At 65.3% G+C, this 22955-nt stretch carries 20 protein-coding genes; 9 read left to right on the top strand and 11 right to left on the bottom strand.

Features of this window, described 5'->3' with window-relative positions; genetic code table 11:
• Positions 1-32 precede the first annotated feature (32 nt).
• The 5 genes from KHC24_RS00490 to KHC24_RS00470 all read left to right on the top strand — a co-directional run bounded on the left by KHC24_RS00490 (position 33) and on the right by KHC24_RS00470 (position 7201).
• On the top strand, positions 33-1139 hold the full coding sequence (locus KHC24_RS00490; RefSeq protein WP_213358491.1) for a sensor histidine kinase: 1107 nt from the start codon (positions 33-35) through the stop codon (positions 1137-1139).
• Positions 1136-1837: a LytR/AlgR family response regulator transcription factor gene (locus tag KHC24_RS00485; protein WP_271180575.1), complete on the top strand. Its 702-nt coding sequence runs from the start codon at positions 1136-1138 to the stop codon at positions 1835-1837. The genes KHC24_RS00490 and KHC24_RS00485 overlap by 4 nt, the downstream gene beginning before the upstream one ends.
• Positions 1838-1951: 114 nt before the next feature.
• The gene (recA, locus tag KHC24_RS00480) at positions 1952-3028 is read left to right on the top strand and encodes a recombinase RecA (RefSeq protein ID WP_213358489.1); all 1077 of its coding nucleotides are present in this window, start codon (positions 1952-1954) and stop codon (positions 3026-3028) included.
• Positions 3029-3237: 209 nt separating this feature from the next.
• Entirely contained in the window at positions 3238-5889 is a 2652-nt protein-coding gene (alaS, locus tag KHC24_RS00475) for an alanine--tRNA ligase (RefSeq protein ID WP_213358488.1), read from the top strand.
• A 61-nt stretch (positions 5890-5950) separates the two neighbouring features.
• Positions 5951-7201, top strand: a complete 1251-nt coding sequence (locus KHC24_RS00470) for a cyclic nucleotide-gated ion channel (protein ID WP_213358487.1) — start codon at positions 5951-5953, stop codon at positions 7199-7201.
• A 207-nt stretch (positions 7202-7408) separates the two neighbouring features.
• Here the strand turns inward: KHC24_RS00470 and KHC24_RS00465 are convergent, their stop codons facing one another.
• Positions 7409-8620, bottom strand: coding sequence for an NADP-dependent isocitrate dehydrogenase (locus KHC24_RS00465; protein ID WP_213358486.1), 1212 nt, complete (start codon positions 8618-8620; stop codon positions 7409-7411).
• Positions 8621-8864: 244 nt separating this feature from the next.
• Here KHC24_RS00465 and KHC24_RS00460 point away from each other — a divergent pair, with 244 nt between their 5' ends.
• Together KHC24_RS00460 and KHC24_RS00455 are read left to right on the top strand one after the other, a co-directional pair.
• A complete protein-coding gene (locus KHC24_RS00460; RefSeq protein WP_246545956.1) occupies positions 8865-9728 on the top strand; it encodes an NHL repeat-containing protein in 864 nt (287 codons plus the stop codon).
• 152 nt (positions 9729-9880) lie between these two features.
• Positions 9881-10678: an RNA methyltransferase gene (locus tag KHC24_RS00455; protein WP_213358485.1), complete on the top strand. Its 798-nt coding sequence runs from the start codon at positions 9881-9883 to the stop codon at positions 10676-10678.
• A 93-nt stretch (positions 10679-10771) separates the two neighbouring features.
• Here the strand turns inward: KHC24_RS00455 and KHC24_RS00450 are convergent, their stop codons facing one another.
• The 9 genes from KHC24_RS00450 to KHC24_RS00410 all read right to left on the bottom strand — a co-directional run bounded on the left by KHC24_RS00450 (position 10772) and on the right by KHC24_RS00410 (position 19684).
• The gene (locus KHC24_RS00450; protein WP_213358484.1) at positions 10772-12082 is read right to left on the bottom strand and encodes an L-fuconate dehydratase; all 1311 of its coding nucleotides are present in this window, start codon (positions 12080-12082) and stop codon (positions 10772-10774) included.
• 34 nt (positions 12083-12116) lie between these two features.
• Positions 12117-12962, bottom strand: a complete 846-nt coding sequence (locus KHC24_RS00445; RefSeq protein ID WP_213358483.1) for a fumarylacetoacetate hydrolase family protein — start codon at positions 12960-12962, stop codon at positions 12117-12119.
• Between the two features lie 24 nt (positions 12963-12986).
• Positions 12987-13718 carry an SDR family oxidoreductase gene (locus KHC24_RS00440; RefSeq protein ID WP_213358482.1) on the bottom strand — a complete coding sequence of 244 codons (732 nt, stop codon included), beginning with the start codon at positions 13716-13718 and terminating at the stop codon, positions 12987-12989.
• A 27-nt stretch (positions 13719-13745) separates the two neighbouring features.
• On the bottom strand, positions 13746-14075 hold the full coding sequence (locus tag KHC24_RS00435) for an L-rhamnose mutarotase (protein WP_213358834.1): 330 nt from the start codon (positions 14073-14075) through the stop codon (positions 13746-13748).
• Between the two features lie 27 nt (positions 14076-14102).
• Positions 14103-14945 carry an amidohydrolase family protein gene (locus KHC24_RS00430; RefSeq protein ID WP_213358481.1) on the bottom strand — a complete coding sequence of 281 codons (843 nt, stop codon included), beginning with the start codon at positions 14943-14945 and terminating at the stop codon, positions 14103-14105.
• Between the two features lie 8 nt (positions 14946-14953).
• A complete protein-coding gene (locus tag KHC24_RS00425; protein WP_213358480.1) occupies positions 14954-15955 on the bottom strand; it encodes an aldo/keto reductase in 1002 nt (333 codons plus the stop codon).
• Positions 15956-16022: 67 nt separating this feature from the next.
• The gene (locus KHC24_RS00420) at positions 16023-16979 is read right to left on the bottom strand and encodes an ABC transporter substrate-binding protein (protein ID WP_213358479.1); all 957 of its coding nucleotides are present in this window, start codon (positions 16977-16979) and stop codon (positions 16023-16025) included.
• Between the two features lie 84 nt (positions 16980-17063).
• Positions 17064-18107: an ABC transporter permease gene (locus tag KHC24_RS00415; RefSeq protein WP_213358478.1), complete on the bottom strand. Its 1044-nt coding sequence runs from the start codon at positions 18105-18107 to the stop codon at positions 17064-17066.
• 11 nt (positions 18108-18118) lie between these two features.
• Positions 18119-19684 (bottom strand): sugar ABC transporter ATP-binding protein, encoded by a 1566-nt coding sequence (locus tag KHC24_RS00410; protein ID WP_213358477.1) that lies wholly within the window; start codon positions 19682-19684, stop codon positions 18119-18121.
• Positions 19685-19929: 245 nt separating this feature from the next.
• Between KHC24_RS00410 and KHC24_RS00405 the strand changes: the two genes are divergently transcribed.
• Positions 19930-20625, top strand: a complete 696-nt coding sequence (locus tag KHC24_RS00405) for a FadR/GntR family transcriptional regulator (RefSeq protein ID WP_213358476.1) — start codon at positions 19930-19932, stop codon at positions 20623-20625.
• Between the two features lie 15 nt (positions 20626-20640).
• Here KHC24_RS00405 and KHC24_RS00400 read toward each other — a convergent pair whose 3' ends face one another.
• Positions 20641-21633, bottom strand: a complete 993-nt coding sequence (locus KHC24_RS00400; protein ID WP_213358475.1) for an alginate lyase family protein — start codon at positions 21631-21633, stop codon at positions 20641-20643.
• A gap of 516 nt (positions 21634-22149) precedes the next feature.
• On the opposite strand from KHC24_RS00400, the gene KHC24_RS00395 reads away from it, so the two are divergent.
• Positions 22150-22875, top strand: coding sequence for an FkbM family methyltransferase (locus tag KHC24_RS00395; RefSeq protein ID WP_213358474.1), 726 nt, complete (start codon positions 22150-22152; stop codon positions 22873-22875).
• The last annotated feature ends 80 nt before the right edge of the window (positions 22876-22955 follow it).

The raw sequence follows: 22955 nt of genomic DNA, 5'->3' as shown, positions 1-22955 counted from the left end.
CCTCGGCAGCGCCTGGCAGGTCGAGCGTGCCGGTGAGGCTGTGGCGCCTCTGCGCCGGCCTGGCGTCCCGCTGGTCCTCATGGTCGCCGGTCTGGCGCGGTCAGGTGATCGGATGGGGGCTGTTCGCGCTGGTGGACCTTGTCGACCGTCAGCTCATCTACCGAAATATCATCGCCGCTCTCGTGCTGACCGCGATCAGCTATCCGCTGCTTCTGCTGCTGTCGGTGGCGCTGCGCCGGATCTATGACCGGATCTGTCCCGATACCCGTCTGACCCTGGCCAAGGTCGGGATCGTGCTTGGATTTTCCGGCGGGGCGGCGGCTATAGCGGTGGGCATTCTCGCTACGGTGCGGATAGCGGTGGGCTGGACTATCCCGGACTGGCTGCCGCTGCAGGAACTGGTCATGCCGTTCAGCCATTACACGCTGGCGTTCATCGCCTGGAGCATCCTGTATTTCTGGATCGGAGCCGAACTCGACAGGCAACGCGAGCGTCAGCATGCGGTCGAGGCGCAGATGGATGCGTTGCGGGCCGAGATCCGGCAGTTGCAGCTCCAGCTCGACCCGCACTTCCTTTTCAACGCGCTCAATGGGGTCGCCGAGGAGGTTCCCGAGCATCCCGAGGCGGCACTCGCCATGATCCGCGATCTCACCCAGCATCTGCGGCATCTTCTGGCGGGGATAAGGTCGCCGGTGGTGACGGTGGCGTCGGAGGTGGAGGGGCTCTCCGCCTATCTGCGCATCCAGCAGTCGCGGTTCGGCGCCCGGGTACGATCCAGTCTCAAGGTCGATCCGATGGCGGCCGAGCGGTCCATTGTCAATCTGCTGTTGCAGCCGCTGGTGGAGAATGCCTTCGAGCATGGCGACCGTGCCGCTCGGCTCGATGTCGACATCCGCATCGGCGTCCTCGGCGAGGCGCTGAAGATCGAGATCGAGAATACCGGCCACCTCGTTGAAAACCCCAAGCGGCGGCCCGATCATGGACTGGGTCTCCAGAATGTGAGGCGGCGGCTCGACGTGCATTATCCCGATCGCCACAGCTTCGCGATCCAACAGGCCGAGAACCCTGACGGCCGCCCCGATGATGCGCATGTGATTGCAACCTTGCTGCTGGAAGGTGAGCCGTGCTCCGTGTTGTGATCGCCGATGACGAGCCGCTGGCGCGCCGTGCCATGCGCCGCCTGCTCGCCGCGCGTCCGCGGATCGAGATCGTCGGCGAGGCGGAAAGCGTCAGCGAAACCCTGGAGGTGATCGGTCGCGCCCGCCCGGATCTGATCTTTCTCGACATCAGGCTGAATGGCGGCGACGGCTTCGAACTGCTGGCGGCCATGGCCAACGCGCCGAAAGTGATCTTCGTGACGGCCTATGCCGAATATGCGGTCGAGGCTTTCGCGGTCGATGCCGTCGACTACCTTTTGAAGCCGGTGACGCCGGAACGGCTCGACGCCGCGATCGATCGGGTTGAACGCCTGCTGGAGGCGGAAACGACGAAGGTCGGCACCACAATGGAACTCCGCTCCTCCAGCAGGGTCGTCTTTGCCGCGCCGGCGGACATCGTGGCGGTGCGGGCGGAAGGCGATTTCAGCCATTTTTTCCTTGCGCAACAGCCGTCGCTGATGGTGCTGGGCAGCGTGGGGCAGTTCCAGGCCATGCTGCCGTCGCCGCCGTTCTTCCGCATCGGGCGGTCGATCATCATCAACCGTGACCGCCTCCGGCGCGTGGACACCCGTTCGCGCGACGAGGTTCGGCTGACGTTGCTCGGTATGGCCGATCCGCTCATCATCGGTCGCGCCGCGGCGGCACGGCTGCGCGAAGCGATGGGCTTCCGCGAGGTTTAAACGGTGCAATTCGGCGATCCCGGCGCGGCTCGAGAACATATTGCGAACACGGAACAAACAGAGTACGTTCGCGAAATCACAGCAAAATGCTTGCTTGCGACACGGAGCCCGGCAATGACTCAATCTACGTTGCGACTCGTCGAAGGATCTTCCATGGACAAGGCCAAGGCGCTGGACGCGGCGCTTTCACAGATTGAGCGGCATTTCGGCAAAGGCTCGATCATGCGGCTCGGCAAAAACGACAAGATCATGGAGGTCGAAACGGTCTCCACTGGATCGCTGGGGCTCGATATCGCGCTCGGCATCGGTGGCCTGCCGCGCGGGCGCGTGGTCGAGATCTTCGGGCCGGAATCGTCCGGCAAGACCACGCTGGCGCTCCATACCATCGCCGAGGCGCAGAAGAAGGGTGGCGTCTGCGCCTTCATCGATGCCGAGCATGCGCTCGACCCCATCTATGCCCGCAAGCTCGGGGTTGATCTCGATAATCTGCTGATCTCCCAGCCCGATGCCGGCGAGCAGGCGCTGGAGATTGCCGATACGCTGGTGCGTTCGGGGGCGGTCGACGTGCTGGTGGTGGATTCGGTGGCGGCGCTGACGCCGCGGGCCGAGCTCGACGGCGAGATGGGAGACAACCAGCCGGGCATGCAGGCACGGTTGATGAGCCAGGCGTTGCGCAAGCTCACCGGCTCGATCAGCCGTTCAAATACCATGGTGATCTTCATCAACCAGATCCGCATGAAGATCGGCGTGATGTATGGCAGCCCGGAGACCACCACGGGCGGCAACGCGCTGAAGTTCTATGCCTCGGTTCGCCTCGACATTCGCCGCATCGGCTCCATCAAGGAGCGCGAGGAGGTGGTCGGCAACCAGACCCGCGTGAAAGTGGTGAAGAACAAGCTCGCTCCGCCTTTCAAGCAGGTCGAGTTCGACATCATGTATGGCGAGGGCGTCTCGAAGATGGGCGAGCTCATCGACCTTGGCATAAAGGCGGGGGTCGTCGAGAAGTCCGGTGCCTGGTTCTCCTATGACAGTCAGCGGCTCGGGCAGGGGCGCGAGAACGCCAAGAACTTCCTGCGCCAGAATCCGGATGCCGCTGGCCGTATCGAGGCGACCATCCGGCAGAATGCCGGGCTTATCGCCGAGCAGATCCTTGCCGGCGAACCGGAGAGCGAGGACGACGCCGACGCCTGAGGGTGTCCATCTGAAGACGGTCGGGGCGGTTTCGCGCATCGGGTGGTCGTCTGCCTTCCCGGTAGATGACGGCCTGGTCGTTGACAAGGCGGGCTTGGCGCGCGGCCTTTCTGGACAAGCTATTGCGGCGTCGTTAGAACCGGGGCTCGCGCTGTTCCGGCGCGGGCCGGCGGAACTGCCGGTGGTCTATTTTCTACAGGCAGTGTTCGATGAGCGGCGTCAACGAGATCAGGTCGGCCTTCCTCGATTATTTCGCGAAGAACGGTCATCAGGTAGTGGACTCGTCGCCGCTCGTACCGCGCAACGACCCGACATTGATGTTCACCAATGCCGGAATGGTGCAGTTCAAGAACGTCTTCACCGGGATGGAGAAGCGGCCCTATTCGCGGGCGGCGACGTCGCAGAAATGCGTGCGTGCCGGCGGCAAGCACAACGATCTCGATAATGTCGGCTACACCGCCCGGCACCATACCTTCTTCGAGATGCTCGGCAATTTCTCCTTCGGCGATTACTTCAAGGAGAATGCCATCGAGTTCGCCTGGAACCTGATCACCCGCGAGTTCGAGCTCCCCGTCGAGAAGCTGCTGGTGACGGTGTACCACGAGGACGACGAGGCGTTCGACCTGTGGAAGAAGATTGCCGGCCTGCCGGACAGCAAGATCATCCGCATCCCGACCTCGGACAATTTCTGGCAGATGGGCGATACCGGCCCCTGCGGTCCCTGTTCCGAGATATTCTACGACCACGGTTCGCACATTGCGGGCGGTCCGCCCGGCTCGGCGGATGCGGATGGCGACCGCTTCATCGAGATCTGGAACCTCGTCTTCATGCAGTTCGAGCAACTGCCGGGCGGCGAGCGGATCAACCTGCCACGGCCCTCGATCGATACCGGCATGGGGCTGGAGCGCATCTCGGCGGTGCTGCAGGGCACGCATGACAATTATGAGATCGACCTGATGCGCGCGCTGACCGGCGCGGTCGAGGATCTCACGGACGTCACCGCCGACGGTCCGCAGAAGGCGAGCCATCGGGTCATCGCCGATCATTTGCGCGCCTCGACCTTCCTGGTAGCCGATGGCGTGCTGCCCTCGAATGAGGGGCGTGGCTATGTTCTGCGCCGCATCATGCGCCGGGCGATGCGCCATGCCCAGCTGCTTGGTGCCCGCGATCCGCTGATGCATCGGCTGGTGCCGGTGCTGGTGCGCGAGATGGGGCGCGCCTATCCCGAGATCGTGCGCGCCGAGGCGCTGGTCACCGAAACCCTGCGCCTCGAGGAGACACGCTTCCGCAAGACGCTGGAACGTGGCCTGTCGATCCTGGAGGCGGAGAGCGAGGGACTGGGCGACGGTGCCAAGTTCTCCGGCGAGACCGCCTTCAAGCTTTACGACACCTTTGGCTTTCCGCTCGACCTGACCGAGGACGCGCTGCGCGCCCGCGGCATAAGCGTCGATACGGCGGCGTTCGACACCGCCATGGAGCGCCAGCGGGCCGACGCACGGGCCTCGTGGTCGGGTTCGGGCGAGGCGGCGACCGATGCCGTCTGGTTCGGCATCCGCGAGAAGGTGGGGGCTACCGAATTTCTCGGCTATGGCACCGAGATCGCTGAAGGATCGGTCGTCGCCTTGCTGGCCGATGGCATCGAGGTCTCGGAAATCGGTGCCGGCGGGCGCGGCCTTTTGGTTCTCAACCAGACGCCGTTCTACGGCGAATCCGGCGGACAGCTCGGCGATACCGGCCTCCTCACCGGCGAGGGCGGCGTGAAGGCGCGGGTGCTCGACACGCAGAAGAAGCTTGGCGACGTGTTCGTCCATGAGGTGGAGGTGGAGAGCGGTACGCTGACGCTCGGCATGGCGCTGGCGCTGGAGGTCGATCACGCCCGCCGCCGCGCCATTCGCGCCAACCATTCGGCGACTCATCTGCTCCATGAGGCGCTGCGGCGGGTGCTCGGCGACCATGTCGCGCAGAAGGGCTCGATGGTGGGGCCGGATCGCCTGCGTTTCGACTTCAGCCATCCCAAGCCAATGAGCGAAGCGGAGATCGCGGAGGTCTCCGACATCGCCAATGCGGTGATCCTGCGCAACGAGCCGGTCGAGACGCGGCTGATGGCGGTCGACGATGCGATCGCCTCCGGCGCCCGCGCGCTGTTCGGCGAAAAATACGGCGATGAGGTGCGGGTGGTCTCGATGGGGACCGATCCCGGCAATGGCGCGCCCTATTCGATCGAATTGTGTGGCGGCATCCATGTCGGCCGCACCGGCGATGTCGGCCTTGTCACCGTGCTGGGTGAGAGCGCGGTTGGCGCGGGCGTGCGGCGCCTCGAGGCGATGACCGCGGATGCGGCGCGCCACCATCTCGATGCGCAGGGCAAGGCGCTGCAGGCCACGGCGGCGGTGCTGAAGGCGCCGGTCGGCGAGGTCGAGGCGCGTGTCGCCCAGCTTGTCGAGGAGCGGCGCAAGCTGGAGCGCGAGCTTGCCGAGGCGCGCCGTCGCCTGGCGATGGGGGGCGGCGAGGCGGCCGAGGAGCCGGCCCGCACGGTCGGCTCCGTCAAGCTGCTGGCCAGGCAGGTCTCCGGCATCGATCTCAAGGATCTCAAGAGCCTCGCCGACGAAGGCAAGAAGCGGCTCGGCTCCGGCATCGTGGCGATCGTCGCTGTCACCGAGGAAGGGCGCGCCGGGTTGGTGGTCGGGGTGACGCCGGATCTGACCGATCGCTACGACGCGGTGGCCCTGGTGCGCCGGGGCGCCGAGGCGCTGGGCGGCAAGGGCGGCGGCGGCCGGGCCGACATGGCGCAGGCCGGCGGACCGGACGGGGCCAATGCGTCGGCGGCGCTGGAGGCCATCGAGGCGGCGCTCGCCGGCTGACGGGTGCCCACCGCCTCGGCGCGGTGGTTCAAACAGTCTCTCGGGGAGTGGACCTGACATCATGGCATCCCGCGGGCAGCATGGCGGCTGGTTGTCGAGCGCCGGGCGCCGCGGCTTGCGGCGTCGGCTTTACGAGGTGCTGGAAGGGAACGCCTCGGAGGATCGGATAGGTCGCTGGGTCAATGCAGCGCTGATCGGCCTAGTGCTGGCCAATGTGGTCGCGGCGGTGCTGGAAACCGTGCCGAGCCTGTTGTTACGCGACACCGTGCTGTTGCACGGCTTCGAGACCTTTTCCCTGATAGCTTTCGCGGCGGAGTACGGGCTGCGGCTATGGATCGCGCCGGAGGACCCCCGCTATCGCGGCCTGCGCCATCGCACGGCCCGCCTGCGCTATGCACGCTCCCTGCCGGCACTGGTCGACCTGGCGGCGTGGCTGCCCTTCGTCCTTTCAGCATTGTGGGGCGTCAATCTGCGCACGCTGGCGATCCTGCGCTTGATGAGATTTGTGAAGCTCGCCCGCTATTCATCTGGCATGCAATCTCTTTTCGAAGTGCTGCGCTCGGAGCGGCAATCGCTGCTCGCCTGCCTGTGGCTGTTGGTGGCGGCGGTTCTCATCGCCGCCTCGGCGATGTATGTCGCCGAGGGCAGCGTCCAGCCGGACCATATGGGGTCGATCCCCCAGGCGATGTGGTGGGCCATGTCGACGGTAACGACGGTCGGTTATGGCGACGTTTATCCCATCACGCCAGCCGGGCGCATGATAGCGGGGCTTACCATGCTCACCGGCATCATCATGATCGCGCTGCCGGTCGGTATCATCGCCACCGCCTTCGTCGACGTCATCAAGCGGCGGGATTTCGTGATCACCTGGGGCATGGTGGCACGCGTGCCCCTGTTCGCCGATCTCGACGCCGCCGCCATTGGCGAGATTCATAAGGCGCTGTCCGCACACACGGCGCAGCCGGGGGAGATCATCGCCCGGCGCGGCGAGCCGGCCCGCTCGATGTATTTCATCGCTTCGGGCGAGGTGGAGCTGGAATTCGGCGACGAGACGGCGGTGCTCGGCACCGGGCAGTTCTTCGGCGAAATGGCGCTGCTGCACAATGCCCGCCGCGCCGCCACCGCCCGTGCCCGGCGACGCTGCATGCTGCTGGCGCTCGATGCCGAGGATCTGGCCGAGGTTATTCGTCATCACCCGGACATCGGCCAACGTATCCGCAGCATGGCTAAGGACGAGGATGGTCCGCACGCTGTCGGCCGGCGCAGCGATATCGCCGCCGGTGAAGTGCCGGAGAAAGACGAGAGGGACTGAGGTCTCTCGGGATGTGGCTTGGAGCGCGCCGGTTTGAACGCTTGGTAAGCGTTTCCGGCTTTGATCCCTCCACATCTGTGGAGCAGTTTTCTACCCGTGCCGCCGCTCGGGTCTCTGTGGCTCGGTGGCGGCGTTCGCCTGCGGCTTGAGCGGGGCAGGAACGTGCGAGATGGGAGAGACCCCCACCCCGCTGTATGAATATCTGCGTCAAGCCAGGGCTTTGCGCAGATTATCGGAAATCTTGTCGAGGAAACCGGTGGTGGAGAGCCACTTCTGGTCCGGCCCGATCAGCAAGGCGAGGTCCTTGGTCATGTCGCCAGCCTCGACGGTGTCGACGCATACCTTCTCCAGCGTGGCGGCAAAGGTGGCGAGCTCGGCATTGTCGTCGAGCTTGGCGCGATGGGCGAGACCGCGCGTCCAGGCGAAGATCGAGGCGATGGAATTGGTCGAGGTCTCCTTGCCCTTCTGGTGCTCGCGATAGTGGCGGGTCACCGTGCCGTGGGCCGCCTCGGCTTCCACCGTCTTGCCGTCCGGCGTCATCAGCACCGAGGTCATCAGGCCGAGCGAGCCAAAGCCCTGCGCCACGATGTCGGACTGCACGTCGCCATCGTAGTTCTTGCAGGCCCAGACATAACCGCCGGACCACTTGAGCGCCGAGGCGACCATGTCGTCGATCAGGCGGTGCTCGTACCAGATCTTCCGCTTCTCGAACTCGGCCTTGAACTCGGCCTCGTAGATGTCCTGGAAGATCTTGCGGAAGCGGCCGTCATACTGCTTCAGGATGGTGTCCTTGGTGGAGAGGTACACCGGATAGTTGCGCATCAGGCCGTAATTCAGCGAGGCGCGAGCGAATTCGACGATCGATTCGTCGATGTTGTACATGGCCATGGCGACGCCCGAGCCCGGGAACTTGTAGACCTCGTGCTCGATGGTGGTGCCGTCTTCGCCGACGAACTTGACCGTCAGCGTGCCCTTGCCGGGGACCACGAAGTCGGTGGCGCGGTACTGGTCGCCGAAGGCATGGCGGCCGACGATGATCGGCTGGGTCCAGCCGGGAACGAGGCGCGGCACGTTCTTGCAGATGATCGGCTCGCGGAAGATCACGCCGCCGAGAATGTTGCGGATGGTGCCGTTGGGCGACCGCCACATCTTCTTGAGGTTGTATTCCTTCACCCGGCCGACATCGGGGGTGATGGTCGCGCACTTCACGCCGACGCCGACCCGCTTGATCGCCTCCGCCGCATCGATCGTCACCTGATCCTCGGTGCGGTCGCGGTTCTCGACGCCGAGATCGTAATATTCCAGGTCGATGTCGAGATAGGGGTGGATCAGCTTGTCTTTGATGTACTGCCAGATGATGCGGGTCATCTCGTCGCCGTCGAGTTCGACGACGGGATTCGCGACTTTGATCTTCGCCATGGGTTCTACCTCGCGCGGAAGCAGCTTCGTAATGGGGCCTCGGCGCCAGTCCGCGCGGCAGGCGCCGGTGCGAGCGTGATACCGCGACCTTGGGTCAAACGAAAGCCGTTCGGACACCGACTTTCTGGCAAGTCGTCGGTAACCGGGCAGGGGATTGTCGCCTGAGGTTCATGTGCCGCTGCTAGGCGGCGGACGTCACACAGGCTTGGCGGTCGCGTACGCGAAGCCGCCATGGGAGACGTCCATGTTCAATCGATCCGTTTTCACCACGAGGCGCCGGACAGTCGTTGCCGGTGCGCTGCTGGCTGCCGCCCTCGCGGTGCCCGCGCTTGCCCAGGAGCAACGGCCGGCGGCCGAGACGATCCGGCGCCTGCAGGTGCCGGAGGCCCGTCAGGCCGTCGCCGTCGCCGAGCGCTCCTTCTATGCGATCGACAACCGGACCATTGCCAAGTTCGACAAGGAGACCGGCAAGCAGGTCGCCAAGTGGGAGGGGCCGAAGGGTGGGCCGATCCTGCATCTCGACAGCGGCGTGGTGCGCGACGGCAAGCTCTACACCGCCCATTCCAACTATCCGGACTGGCCGATGGTGAGCTCGGTGGAGGTGTGGGACGCCGAGACGCTGAAGCATCTGGAAACCCATAGCTTCGGCATCGAGCGCGGCTCGTTCACCTGGCTTGACCGCGACCAGCAGGGCCGCTGGTGGGGCGCCTTCGCCAATTACAACCGGGTGTTCGACAAGAGCCCGCTCGCCTATGGCAACAAGTTCAACACCCAGATCGTGCGCTTCAATCCCGATTGGAGCATTGCCGAGGCGTGGGTCTATCCCGATGCGCTGGTGGCGCGCTTCCAGGACATGAGCAATTCCGGCGGCGCCTTCGGGCCGGACGGGCGGCTCTATATTACCGGCCACGACAATGCCGAGCTCTATGTCGTCGCCCCGCCGGAGATGGGATCGGTCATGCAGTGGATCGAGACCATTCCGATCGAGATCGGCGGGCAGGGCTTCGCCTTCGATCCTGCCGAGCGCGGCGTGGTGTGGGGGCTCATCCGCAACAAGACCGGCGGGCCAAACGACGTGACGGTGAGCCGCCTGCCGCCGCGGCCGTGAGATCCTTGGAATAGACGTCCCGGAGCGGGCCTGACGGGCGCCAAGCCCGTTCAAATTTGCTCGGACATGCTCTAGGAGGAGCGCATGTCCGAGCTTCTTTGCATCATCACGCCCGCCATCCGCCCCCTTCCGCTTTCGAGGGAGGCCCGCTGATGCCCGGCGCGGGAACCGACAGCACCAAGCCCTGGCACGAGGGCGGGCCGGTGGTGATCCTCGTCGAGCCGCAGCTCGGCGAGAACGTCGGCGCGGCGGCGCGCGCCATGGGCAATTTCGGCCTGTCGCGGCTGCGGCTGGTCAATCCGCGCGAGGGGTGGCCGAATCCGAAGGCGGTGACCTTCGCCTCGGGCGCCGACCGCATCCTGGAGCAGGCGACGGTGTTCCCGGATGTGCGCTCGGCGGTGTCGGACCTGAAGTTCATCGCCGCCACCACGGCGCGCGAGCGCGGCATGGCTAAGCCGGTGATGGGCGCCGATGCCATGGCCGCCGAACTCGCCGGCCGCCTCGCTGCGAATGAGGATGTCGGCCTGCTGTTCGGGCGCGAGCGCACCGGCCTCTATACCGAGGAGGTGTCGCTTGCCGACGCCATCCTCACCTTGCCGGTGAACCCGGCCTTCGCCTCGCTCAATCTCGGCACTGCCGTCGCGATCGTCGGCTATGAATGGTACAAGCTCGCCTCCGGCGGCGCACTGCCGTTCCAGCCGCCGGAGCGCTCGCCGCTCGCCGACAAGGCCGACCTGTTCGCCTTCTTCGATCATGTCGAGCAGGAGCTGGAATCCGCCGAATTCTTTCGCTCGCCGGAGAAGCAGCCTTCCACCACCCGCAACATCCGCAACATCTTCCATCGCGTCGGCCTGACCCGGCAGGATCTGGCTACGCTGCACGGCATGATCACCGCATTGGTCGAGGGGCGGGAGGGCCGTGCCGCCCGCCGGGCCAAGCGCGAGGGCTGACCGCCGGAGCCTAACGTCCTGCCCCCAACATGGCCGTCGTCTCTGCTCGGCTTGCCTTCTCCCCGATGGGGGAGAGGGAGGGAAGCGCGCACCTCAGGCCGTGCGAGCCAGCGGCGCGGCTTCCACCACCGGCGCATAGGCGAAGGCCTCCAGCGTTTCCGGCTTCATCTCGATGGAGAAGCCCGGCCGCTGGGGCGGCATATAGGCGGCGTTCTCGATCACGCAGGGATCGAGGAAGTGCTCGTGCAGATGGTCGACATACTCGATCACCCGCCCGTCCTTGGTGCCGGACACGGCGATATAGTCGATCATCGACAAATGCTGCACATATTCGCACAGGCCGACGCCGCCGGCATGCGGCCACACCGGCAGGCCGAACTTCGCCGCCACCAGCAGCACCGCCAGCACCTCGTTGAGCCCGCCCATGCGACAACTGTCGATCTGCACCACGTCGATGGCGCCTTCGGCGATGAACTGCTTGAACATGATGCGGTTCTGGCACATCTCGCCGGTAGCGACCTTCACCGGGGCGATGGCCTCGCGGATCTTGCGGTGGCCGGCGACATCGTCCGGGCTGGTCGGCTCCTCGATGAAGAAGGGATTGGCGAAGGAGAGCTGCTTCACCCAGTCGATGGCCTCGTCCACCTCCCACACCTGATTGGCGTCGATCATCAAATAGCGGTCCGGCCCGATCACCTCGCGGGCGATGGTGAGGCGCCGGATGTCGTCTTGGAGGTCGCGCCCGACCTTCATCTTCACATGGTTGAAGCCGGCATCGATGGCTTCCTGGCACAGGCGCCGCAGTTTGGCGTCGTCATAGCCGAGCCAGCCGGCCGAGGTGGTGTAGCAGGCATAGCCCTCGGCTTCGAGGGTGGCGATGCGCGCCGCCTTGCCGCTTTCGGCCTGCCGCAGGATGGCGAGGGCGTCGTCGCGGTCGAGCACGTCGGTGAGGTAGCGATAGTCGACGATGTCGGCGATCTCCTCCGGCGACATGTCGGCCACCAGGCGCCACACCGGCTTGCCGGCCTGCTTGGCGAGCAGGTCCCAGAAGGCATTGACCACCGCGCCGGTCGCAAGGTGCATCGCCCCCTTCTCCGGGCCGATCCAGCGCAGCTGGCTGTCGCTGGTGAGGTGGCGCCAGAACTTGCCGGGCGCCGCGCGCACCGTGTCGAGCTCGGTGCCGACCACGAGATGGCGCATGGCGGAGATCGCCATGCAGCAAATATCGTTGCCACGGCCGATGGTGAAGGTCAGCCCGTGGCCTTCGAGGCCGGGAACATCGGTTTCCAGGATGACATAGGCAGCGGAATAATCCGGGTCCGGATTCATCGCATCCGAACCGTCGAGCGACAGCGAGGTGGGAAAGCGCAGGTCGACGATGCGCATATCGGTGATTTTCGCCATGGCGGAGCCTCCGGCAGGATCGGTGGAGCGAGGATCAGAGGTCGGGAACGAAGGTCTGCTTCTGCGAGCCAAGGCCCTCAATGCCGAGTTCGACGACATCGCCGGCCTTGAGATAGCGCGGCGGCTTGAAGCCGAGGCCGACGCCGGGCGGCGTGCCGGTCGAGATGATGTCGCCGGGATGCAGCGACATGAACTGGCTGAGATAGGAGACCAGATAGGCGACGCCGTAGACCATGGTCTTGGTCGAGCCGTTCTGCATGGTCGCGCCGTTCACCTTCAGCCACATGCCGAGATTGTGCGGGTCGGGAATGGCTTGCTTGGTCGCCAGCCACGGGCCGATCGGGCCGAAGCCGTCGCAGGACTTGCCCTTGGTCCACTGCCCGACGCGTTCGAGCTGGAACTCCCGCTCGGAGACGTCGTGGCAGACGCAATAGCCGGCGACATAGTCCATCGCCTCGTCCTGCGAGACGTATTTCGCGCTCCTGCCGATGACCACGGCAAGCTCGACCTCCCAGTCGGTCTTGGTGGAGCCGCGCGGGATCGGCACGTTGTCATAGGGCCCGGCGATCGCCGAGGTCGCCTTCATGAACACCACCGGCTCGGGCGGCATTTCCATGCCGGATTCCGCCGCGTGGTCGGAGAAGTTCAGGCCGATGCAGATGAACTTGCCGACACCGGCGACACAGGGGCCGAGGCGGGTGCCCTCGGCGACCAGCGGCAGCGCGGTGGCATCGAGACCGGACAGCTTGGCGAGGGCGGCAGGGTCCAGCGTCGCGCCGGCGATGTCCGGTACATGGGCCGAGAGGTCGCGGATGCGGCCCTCGGAATCGATCAGGCCCGGCTTTTCCTGGCCCGCCTCGCCGTAACGCACGAATTTCATGGAACTATCCCTTCCGTGCGTGGCTCAGAGCGACCAGCCGCCATCGATGGCGATGGCCTGGCCGGTGGTGTAGGTGGCGCCGGCGAGATAGACGGCGAGATCGGCGATCTCCTCCGGCGTGCCGATGCGGCCGATCGGCTGGCGGGCGATGAAGGCGGCGCGGGTCTGCTCGTAGTCGCCCTGGGCGCGCAGCCGGTCCTGCAGCGAGGGGCTCTCCACCGTGCCGGGGCAGATGGCGTTGCAGCGGATGTTGTGCGCGACATAGTCGGCGGCGACCGATTTGGTCAGGCCGATCACCGCCGCCTTGGTGACGCTGTAGGCGAAGCGGTTCGGCACGCCTTTGATGGACGAGGCGACGGAGGCCATGTTGATGATGGCGCCCTCGCGGCGCTCCAGCATGCCGGGCAGCACGGCGCGGATGGTGCGCACCATCGACTTGATGTTGAGGTCGACCGCGAAGTCGAGATCGCCGTCCTTCATCTCCAGGATGCTGCCGGGATGCACCACGCCGGCGCAGTTGAACAGTATGTCGACCGCGCCGATGTCGGCGACGAAATCCGCCACCGCCTTGTCGTCGAGCACGTTCAGCTTGGCGGTGATCAGCCGGTCCGAGGCCGGCAGCTCGGCGAGCAGCGCCTCGTTGATATCCGTCGCATACACCCTGGCGCCGGCGGCGAGATAGGCGAGGGCGCTCGCCCGGCCGATGCCCTGCCCGCTGGCGGTGACGAGGACGGTCTTGCCCTCAAGATTGGCCATGGCCACTTCTCCGTTGTTCGCTATCGGTCAATCGAGGTGGAAGACTTCTTCCGCCATCGCCCACCATTCGCCGTCCTTGCGGGTGGCGAGCGGGCGCTGGCAGGGAATGGTCAGCTGCCACCACTCCTGGTTCTTCGGGTCGGCGGCCATTCGGGCCATGTCGGCCGCGAAATCGCTGCCGTGATACTCCCAGGTGCCGAACAGGATGTTCTCCGGCTCGCGCAGGAAGATGGTGTAGTTGCGGATGTTGCAGCGGCTGATCAGCTCCAGCACCTCCGGCCATACGGCGGCGTGCAGCTGCTTGTAGGTGTCGACCATGTCGGGCTCGAGCCCGATCATCATGCCCATGCGTTGCATTGGCTCGCCTTGCATCGGGTTCTCCGCTCAGGCCGCGACCGACGCCGAGGTGGCGCCGGCGAGCCGGTAGAAGGTGATGGCATTGCCGCCGAACACCGCGTCGTGGTGCTCGCTCGGCACGAAGGTCTGGCACTGCTCCACCCAGCTGACATAGTCGCCGGCCAGTCGCAGCACCGGCCAGTCGCTGCCGAAGATCAGCCGCTCGGGACCGAACAGTTCCAGCAGCGTCTCGGCATAGGGGCGCACTGCCGCCGGCCCGCGCCCGCCGGCCTCGGTCAGCAGGCCGGAAAGCTTGCACCAGACATTCGGCAGCGCCACCAGCCGTGCCATGGCCTGACGCCAGGCGGTGATGGTGCCCGAGGCGATCGGCGGCTTGGCGCCGTGATCGATGACGATCCGAAGCTGCGGGTGGCGGGTGGCGAAGGCCAGGAGCGGGCGGAGATGGCGCGGCAGCACCAGAGCGTCGAGGGCGAGATCATGGGCGATCATCGCCCCGATCGCCGGGTCGAGCGCGGGATCATCGATCCAGTCATTCTCGGCGATGTCCTGCAGCATCGGGCGGATGCCCTTCAGCTTCGGATCGGCGGCGAGCCGCGCGACGGCGTCCGCCGCGTCCGCCGCCTTGAGATCGGTCCAGCCGACCACCGCCTTGATGAAGTCGTGCCGGGCAGCGAGCCCGAGCATGTAGGCGGTGTCCGCCTCCCGCTCCATGGTCTGCACGAGCACCGTGCCATCGAAACCATTGGCGGTGAGCAGTGGTTCAAGGTCCTCCGGTCCGAAGTCGCGATGGATCGGCGCGAGCTCGGCTGGCGGCCATTGGCCAGCCCGGTCGGCGATGCGCCAGAAGTGCTGGTGGGCGTCTATCCGCATCGGGGGCCTCACGCCGGGACCGCAGCGCTGTCGGCGATCAGCCCGCGCTCCTTCAGCCGGCTCCAGAACGAAGCCGGGATCGTCTCCTCGAACCAGCCGATATTGGCGGTGATCTGCTCGGCGTTGCGGGCGCCGGACACCACGGTGAGCGTAGCGGGGTGGGCGAGCGGGAATTGCAGCGCCGCCGCCTGAAGCGTCACGCCTTCGTCGGCGCAGGCGGCGCGCAGCGCCTCGACGCGGGCGACGATCTCGGCCGGCGCGTCGCCATAGTTGAACTTGTTGCTGCCGGCGAGAATGCCGGAATTGAACACGCCGGCGGCGACGATGCCGACGCCGCGCCGGGCGCACTCGTCCATGAAGCCGAGGCTCTGCTGCTCCAGCAGCGTGTAGCGGCCGGCCAACATGCAGATATCGATGTCGGCGACCGTGAGCGCCTCCTCGATCACCTCGAACTCGTTGACGCCAAGGCCGAACGCCTTGATGGCGCCCTGCTCGCGCAGGCTCGTGAGGGCGCGGAAGCCGCCACCAGTCAGCTGGCTCCAGTAGTGCTCGTGCCGGTCGCCATGGGTGAGGCGGCCAATGTCATGCACATACAGGATGTCGGGCGTGAGCAGGCCGAGCCGCTGCTGGCTGGCCTCGAAGGAGCGCATGATGCCGTCATGGGAGTAGTCGAACACCGGGCGGAACGGCAGCGGCTCGGCATAGCCGTCTTCCATCGCGCCGACGGTCGGGTCCGGCGTCATCACCCGCCCGACCTTGGTCGAGACGGCGTAGCTGTCGCGCGGCAGGTCGGTGAGCATGGTGCCGAGGCGGCGCTCGGAGCGGGTGAAGCCGTAGAAGGGCGCGGTATCGAAATAGCGGATGCCCGCCTCCCACGACGCCCGGAAGGCGCCGGCGGATTCCGCGTAGCTGGTGACGCGGTAGAGGTTGCCCATCTGCGCGCAGCCGAGGCCCATCGCGGTGACGGCGACCTGGGTGCGGGCGTGAATGCGGGTAGCGCCGGCCTTCATGATGATCCGTATCCGTTCGGAAAGGGCGGGACGCAGGATTCCCCCGCGCCCCGCAGGCGGGAGGCAATCAGTAGAGGACGTTCTTGGCGTCCGGCTGCTCGATATTCGCCTTCGTCACCACGACGGCGCCGGTGTCGACGAACTTGTCGACCTTCTGCTTGTCGATCAGCTTGGAGACGGTCTTCACGCCGAGATCGCCCATCTGGAACGAGCCCTGCACCACGATGGCGGTGAGGGTGCCGTCCTTGACGAATTCCTGCAGGTCCTGGTTGCCGTCGAAGCCGACGGCGACCAGCTTGCCGGACTTGCCGGCCTGCTTGATGGCGCGGGCCATGCCGATCGCGGTCGGCTCGTTGGCGCCGAAGATGCCCTTCAGGTCGGCATTGGCGGCCAGCACGTCGGTGGTCTGGTTCAGCGCCGTCGCCATCTGCGACTGCGAGTAGAACGGTCCGACGATCTGGAGCTTCGAATTGGCCTTTATGTAGTCGGTAAAGCCGCCCACGCGCCCGATTTCCGAGCCGGCGCCGGCGACATAGCTCATCACCGCGATCTTGCCCTCGGTGCCGGTCTTCTCGATCAGCGCCTTCGCGGCCAGCTCGCCGGCCTTGCGGTTATCGGTGGCGAGGAAGGACTGGTAGTACTGCTCGGCGCCCTTGGCGAGCTGGCTGTCGATGATCACCACCGGGATGCGGGCCTCCCATGCCTTCTTCACCGCCGGCACCAGCGCGTCGGGATCGGAGGGGGCGAGCACGATGCCCGACACGCCGCGGTTCACCGCGTTCTCCACCATGTTCACCTGATCGGCGATGGCGGATTCCGAGGCCGGGCCCTGGAAGGTGAGGGTGTTCTTGCCGCCGGCTTCCTTCAGCGCGGCGTCGGCGCCCTTCTGCACGTTCTGCCAGAAGGTGGAGTTTACCGTCTTGACGATGACGGCGATTTCGCCTGCATGGGCGGCGGTCTGCGCCGTGGCGGCGGCGCCGATGAGCACTGCCGAGGCAAGCAGGGCGGAGACGAGCTTCTTCATGGTTTCCTCCAGATTCAGGCGTTCGTCAGGGATCGGCGCCGGTTTTCCGGTTGCCGGGCGGTTGGAGAGGCGAGGGCGCCGCCGTCAGCGGCGGTTGCGAAGCTGGTCGATCCACACCGTGAGCAGGATCACCAGGCCGATGATGATCTGCTGGGTGAAGGCGGAGACGCCGTTCATGTTCAGCCCGTTGCGCAGGATGCCGATCACGAAGGAGCCGATGAACGTTCCCGAGATCGTGCCGACGCCGCCGATCAGCGAGGTGCCGCCGATCACCGCCGAGGCGATGGCGTCGAGCTCGTACATCACGCCTTCGTTCGGCTGGGCGGTGACGAGGCGGCTCATCAGCACGCAGCCGGTGAGGCCGGCGAGGCTGCCGGACAGGATGTAGGTGAAGCAGGTGACGCCGGAGACGTTGACGCCGGAGAGCCGCGCCGCCTCGGCGTTGGAGCCCACCGCATAGATGTGGCGGCCGAGCACCGAGCGGTTGAGCATCAGCGCGACGGCGAGCGCGATCACCACCATGAGGATCACCGGGTAGGGGATGCCGGGGAACGCCACGTTCGGGAAGCCGTCATCGCCGATGGTGACGACGCGGAACAAGGCGCCGTTGCCGAGTTCGCCAAAGGATTCGCCGAGGCCCGACACCGCCCGGGCGCCGGTGATCTGCAGCGCGACGCCGCGGGCGATCAGCATCATGCCGAGAGTGGCGATGAAGGGCGGCAGCCGCATCTTGGTCACCAGCACGCCGTTTATAACGCCGCACAGCGAGCCGGTGAGGATGCCGATCATCATGGCAATCGGCACCGGCATGCCGAGCTCCTTCACCGCTAGCGCCGCCACCACGCCGGCCAGCGCCAGCACCGAGCCGACCGAAAGATCGATGCCGCCGGTGATGATCACGCAGGTGGCGCCGATGCCGAGCAGGGCGATGGAGGTCACCTGCAAGGCGATGGTCATGCCGTTATTGACGGTGAAGAAGGCGCTGCTGGTCAGCGAGAACACCACGATCAGCACCAGGAGGCTGCCGAGGGCGGCGAATTTCTGCAGCAGGTCCTTCTGCCGGTCGGACAGGCGGCCGCCAGACCGAGCGGGCGACTTGGCGGGCGGGGTGGTGACGGTCATGGTCATTCTCGGCTCCGTCAATGGCGGCTGTCCGGCCGTCCATAGCCGGATGCGTAATGCATGATTTCTTCCTGGCTGGTGCGGGCGGTCTCCAGGACACCGGTGATGCGGCCGTGATGGAAAACGCAGACGCGGTCGGTCATGCCGAGAATCTCCGGCAATTCCGACGAGATCAGCACCACGCCGATGCCCTCGGCGGCCAGCTCGTCCATGATCTTGTAGATGGCGAACTTGGCGCCGACATCGATGCCGCGGGTCGGTTCGTCGAAGAACAGTACCCGCGACTTGCGGAACAGCCACTTGCCGATGATGATCTTCTGCTGGTTGCCGCCGGAGAGCAGACGGACCGGCTGCTTGATCGACGGCGTCTTGATGCTGAGCAGGTCGATATATTCCCTGGCGGCCTTGGCATGCTTGGCAAAGTCGATCAGGCCGAAGCGGTTCGACACCTCGTCCATGTTGGCGAGCGTCATATTGGCGTCGACCGGCATTTTCACCGCCAGCCCCTGCGCCTTGCGGTCCTCGGAGAGATAGGCGAGGCCGGCGGCGATGGCGTCGCGGGGCGAGCGGATAACCAGTTGCCGGCCTTCCAGCGTCACGGTGCCGGCGTCGATGGCGTCGGCGCCGAAGATGGCGCGGGCGACCTCGGTGCGGCCGGCGCCCATCAGCCCGGCAAAGCCGAGGATCTCGCCCCGCCGCAGCTCGAAATCAATGTCGGAGAACACGCCGTTGCGGGTGAGCCCCCGCACCGCGAGGATAACGTCGCTGGTCGGGCGGGAGGTGCGCTCGGGAAATTTCTCCTCCAGCGACCGGCCGACCATGCGGGCGACGATCTCGTCGACCGAGGTCATGGCGAAATCGTCGGTGGCGACATAGCGCCCGTCGCGCAGCACGGTGACGCGATCGACGATCTCCGCCATCTCGTCGAGCCGGTGCGAGATGTAGATGATGCCGACGCCGGCGGCCTTGAGGTCGTGAATGACCTTGAACAGAAGCCGCGTTTCCTGCTCGGTGAGCGAGGAGGTCGGCTCGTCCATGATCAGCACTTCGGCGTTGAGCGACAGCGCCTTGGCGATCTCGACCATCTGGCACTGGGCGACCGAGAGCTCGCGCACCAGCCGGTCCGGGTCGACGGCGACGCCAAGCCGGTCGAGGCAGGCCTTGGCATCGGCACGCAGCTTGCGGCGGTCGATCAGGAAGCCGCGACGGGGCTCGCGGGCGAGGTAGATGTTCTCCGCTACCGAGAGGTGCGGCACCAGGTTGAGTTCCTGGTGGATGATGGCGATGCCGACCGCCTCGGCCTCCAGTGGCGAGGCGAACTGTCGCGGCTGGCCCTTGTAGACGATGCGCCCGGAGGTCGGCGGGAACACGCCGCTGATGATCTTCATCAGCGTCGACTTACCGGCGCCGTTCTCACCGCAAACCGCGTGCACTTCGTGGCGCCGCAGGTTGAAGCTGACGCCCTGCAGCGCTTTGACGCCGGGAAATTCCTTGGTGATGTTCTCCAGCGCGAGCAACGGCTCGCCCTGCGCAGCACTCTGCGGCGCCCGCGGCTGTTCGCCGGCGGTCTGGCCGTACCCCATGGCGTCCTCCCATGTCGCGATCGCGACGTAATGCCCGCTTGCAGCAGGTCTTGTCGGCTCGTTGGCCGGTTACCGATCTATGGTGGCATTTTGCCGTAACTGGTCAAGCCAATTTTTGCCGTATTGAGAAGATTTGGTCAGGCCAGATCGAAATTATGTTTCGAAACAGTTGGTTATTGACTGGAAGGCTCTTGCTTGCCCCTGCCGGCCGCGGCTCCTATGGTAAGGCCAAACGAGGCTTGTCCATGAACATCATTCGCACCGCCGAGCGCCGACTCTACCAGCAGGTGGCCGATCAGATCCGCGGGCTGATCCAGAGCGGGCATTTCTCGGCTGGTAGCCGTCTGCCGGCGGAGCGTGATCTCGCCCAGCAGCTCGGCGTGTCGCGCCCCTCGCTGCGCGAGGCGCTGATCGCGCTCGAGATCGACGGCACGGTCGAGATTCGCATGGGCTCGGGCATCTATGTGATTGGTGCGGGGGAGCGCCGCGCTCTGACCCCGGCGGCGACCGGCGAGAGCCCGGTGGAGCTCATGGAGGCGCGCGCGACGGTGGAGAGCGCGGTCGCCGCACTGGCCGCCACCCGCGTGACGCCGATCATGCTGCAGGCGCTGCGCCTCGCTCTGGACGCCATGCGGTCGGATATTGAGGAGGGGCGCAAGCCGCTCGATCACGACCGGCAGTTCCATCTCGCCATTGCCGGCCAGACCGGAAACAGCGTCATCGTTCGACTGGTCGCCGAGCTGTTCGACGAGCGGCACAGCCCGATGTCCTCGCAGTTTCGCGCGCATTTCGACACACCGGCGAACTGGCGCTCGGCATTGGCCGAGCATGAGGCGATCCTGGCGGCACTGGAAGCGCGCGACGGCCCGCTTGCCGAAGCGCTGATGCGCGTGCATCTGGCCGAATCGAAGCGCCGTTGGGTGGAGAGCGAGCCGCGCTGATTTCTGTGAGCCGCACTACCGCGCGCAGCTCAATGCGGCGACGAGAGTGGACAGGCGACCGCCAAGGCGGCTCGACCCCTTGCCGTTCTGTAGGCTCGCCGGCACCTTTCCGGTTTCCAGCGCGTCGAGCCAGATAGTGTTGCCGACATCTGCCTGCCGCGCACCGGCGTGGGCGGCGAGCCATTGCGGGTCGGCCAGGATGTGGCGCAGGACGCCGTCGAGCTTGGTCACGATCGCCTGTTCCTGCGCGGGCATCGGGTCGCCGAAGCACGCACGGATATCGCCATAGAGCATGACCGGCTGCGCCGCGAAGAAGTGGTAGTGCGAGGCCTTGGCGCCGCGGCTCATTTCCCGCGGCAGCGTGCCGTCGGGCAGGGCGGTGGCCAGCGAAAGACCCACTTTGGTGTTGGCCCATTGCACCAGATCGGCCTGGCCGCTGAGATAGCCGGTGGTGCCGACGCCAAGCGCCGCCCAGAGGACGTGATTGTTCAATTGGCCATGCTGGTCGTGAAACGCCATCACCTGGTGCGCGATGTCGACCAGCCATGCGAGGGCCGGGGCGGGCAGTGGTTTTCCGGCGCGCTGCAGCTTGAACGCGGCCAGCGACATGCCGGCGAGCGCCCAATGCTGCTCATAGCCCGATTGCATCGCGTCGGTCTTTCTGAGCAGCCGGCGGTCGCGCCGTTCCCGCTCGAAGGCCTGGCCGAGGCAGTCGACGCCGGAACCGTTCGAGGCGGCGATGGCCGCATCGGAAGCCTGCGCCACGAAAGACAGGAATCGCCGGACGTCGCGGATGCTGTCCCGATACTCCGACAGCTCCTTGTCGAATTCCTCTGAGCCTGGGCGCGCTGCCGCGTCGGGACGCCGCACGTCGATGACCGACGGCAAGGGCGGAGGATTTTCGCAGGACTGGGCCTGGGCGGCACCCAGCTCGCCGAGAAGCGTGCAGACGACGACCAGCACGGCGGCCAGGCACGTGAAGTGACGAAAACGTCCGGATTCCAGCATGAATATCTAATCCAATACCACTACAAAGGAGATCCAGCGCACGGCGCTTCCCCGCGCCGGAGACATTTGACAGAAAAGAATGCGGAATAATGGCGAAAAATGAGGTATTATTTTCCGAGTGTTTTGCCTGTTCCTCTGCTCAGCCCGATGCGCTTGACGTCGAGGAGAACTGATGTTCAGGTAACATAAGGGACCAAATGGAGACGAGTGGACATTTCAAGAAAGTCATCCACTTCATCCGTTCTTCTCTCAATGTCTTAACGGGAAGGTATCTTGGCACTTACCGTGCCGGGCCGAAATGGTTGTGGCTGCGCTGGGCACTCGGCCGAATGGCAGGGTGCTCCGGCTCCGGCGGCGGCAGTCACGAACGCTCAAAGGTCGGATATCGAAAAACTCTGATGATAGAGTAGCATGGATTCTGGTACTGCGCTTGCACTTGTGCTTTAGGGTGTCTCAAATGGCCGAGAGACTGCGAGGTTGCGGTTCCGTACGAGTCGGGTTTGGGAGACGAGGCGCATGCTGAAAGCTGACGATAGACATCGCGTCGCACACGATGTCGAGGCGGGCGGATCAGTCCAGATTTTGAACGATATTGCGACCCATCTCCCCAATCTGAAGCTGGAAACCATCGTCGAAACCGGTGCGAATCTCGGGACATCATTGTCCCGCTTCCTGCACCTGACAAGTGCGCGGGTGATCGGGTTCGAGCTCTCCGGTTCCAGTTTCGCCAAAATCGAGAAAAAGCAAGCTGGGGTCGCGCGCGCGCGCGTCCTCAATGTCGCGCTAGGCTCGAAGTCCGGTCATGCGCAGCTGAACGACAAGCAGAACACCATCCTCAACCTGTCGCCGGCCAAGACCCAGGGAACCGACGTCATCGAGCTGGTGACTGGTGACGAGTTCTGCCAGCGCGAGAAAATCGACCGGGTGTCGCTTCTCAAGATCGGCACGGAAGGCTTCGACTTTCACGTGGTCGAGGGCTTCAGTTCAATGTGGGATCAACAGAAGATCGACATCGTACAGGTCGGGTGTTCTATGAACATCACGAACCGGAAGTGGGTACCTTTCGCTGCCTTCTTCAATTATTTTTCGGCACGTGATTATCATTTGTTCAGTCTCTATGATATTGCGTTCGAATTGGACGGAAGGCCGATCATTCGTCGCAGCAACCCTGTTTTCATCTCTTCATCTGTTATTATGAACAATAAAAAATCCAACAGCCGTTCTGCTGTTGCGCAAAAGTGAAGATGGGAGAGAACGTTGGGAATTGGTCGCGTCATAGTTGTCATCTCGATTGGCAATCGGCCTTGGTTCGCTTCGTGTTT

Source organism: Ancylobacter defluvii, assembly GCF_018390605.1.
In the GTDB taxonomy this organism is placed as follows: Bacteria; Pseudomonadota; Alphaproteobacteria; order Rhizobiales; family Xanthobacteraceae; genus Ancylobacter; species Ancylobacter defluvii.
Note: the sequence above shows the minus strand (reverse complement) of the source record. Positions and strands in the feature narration are given on the sequence as shown.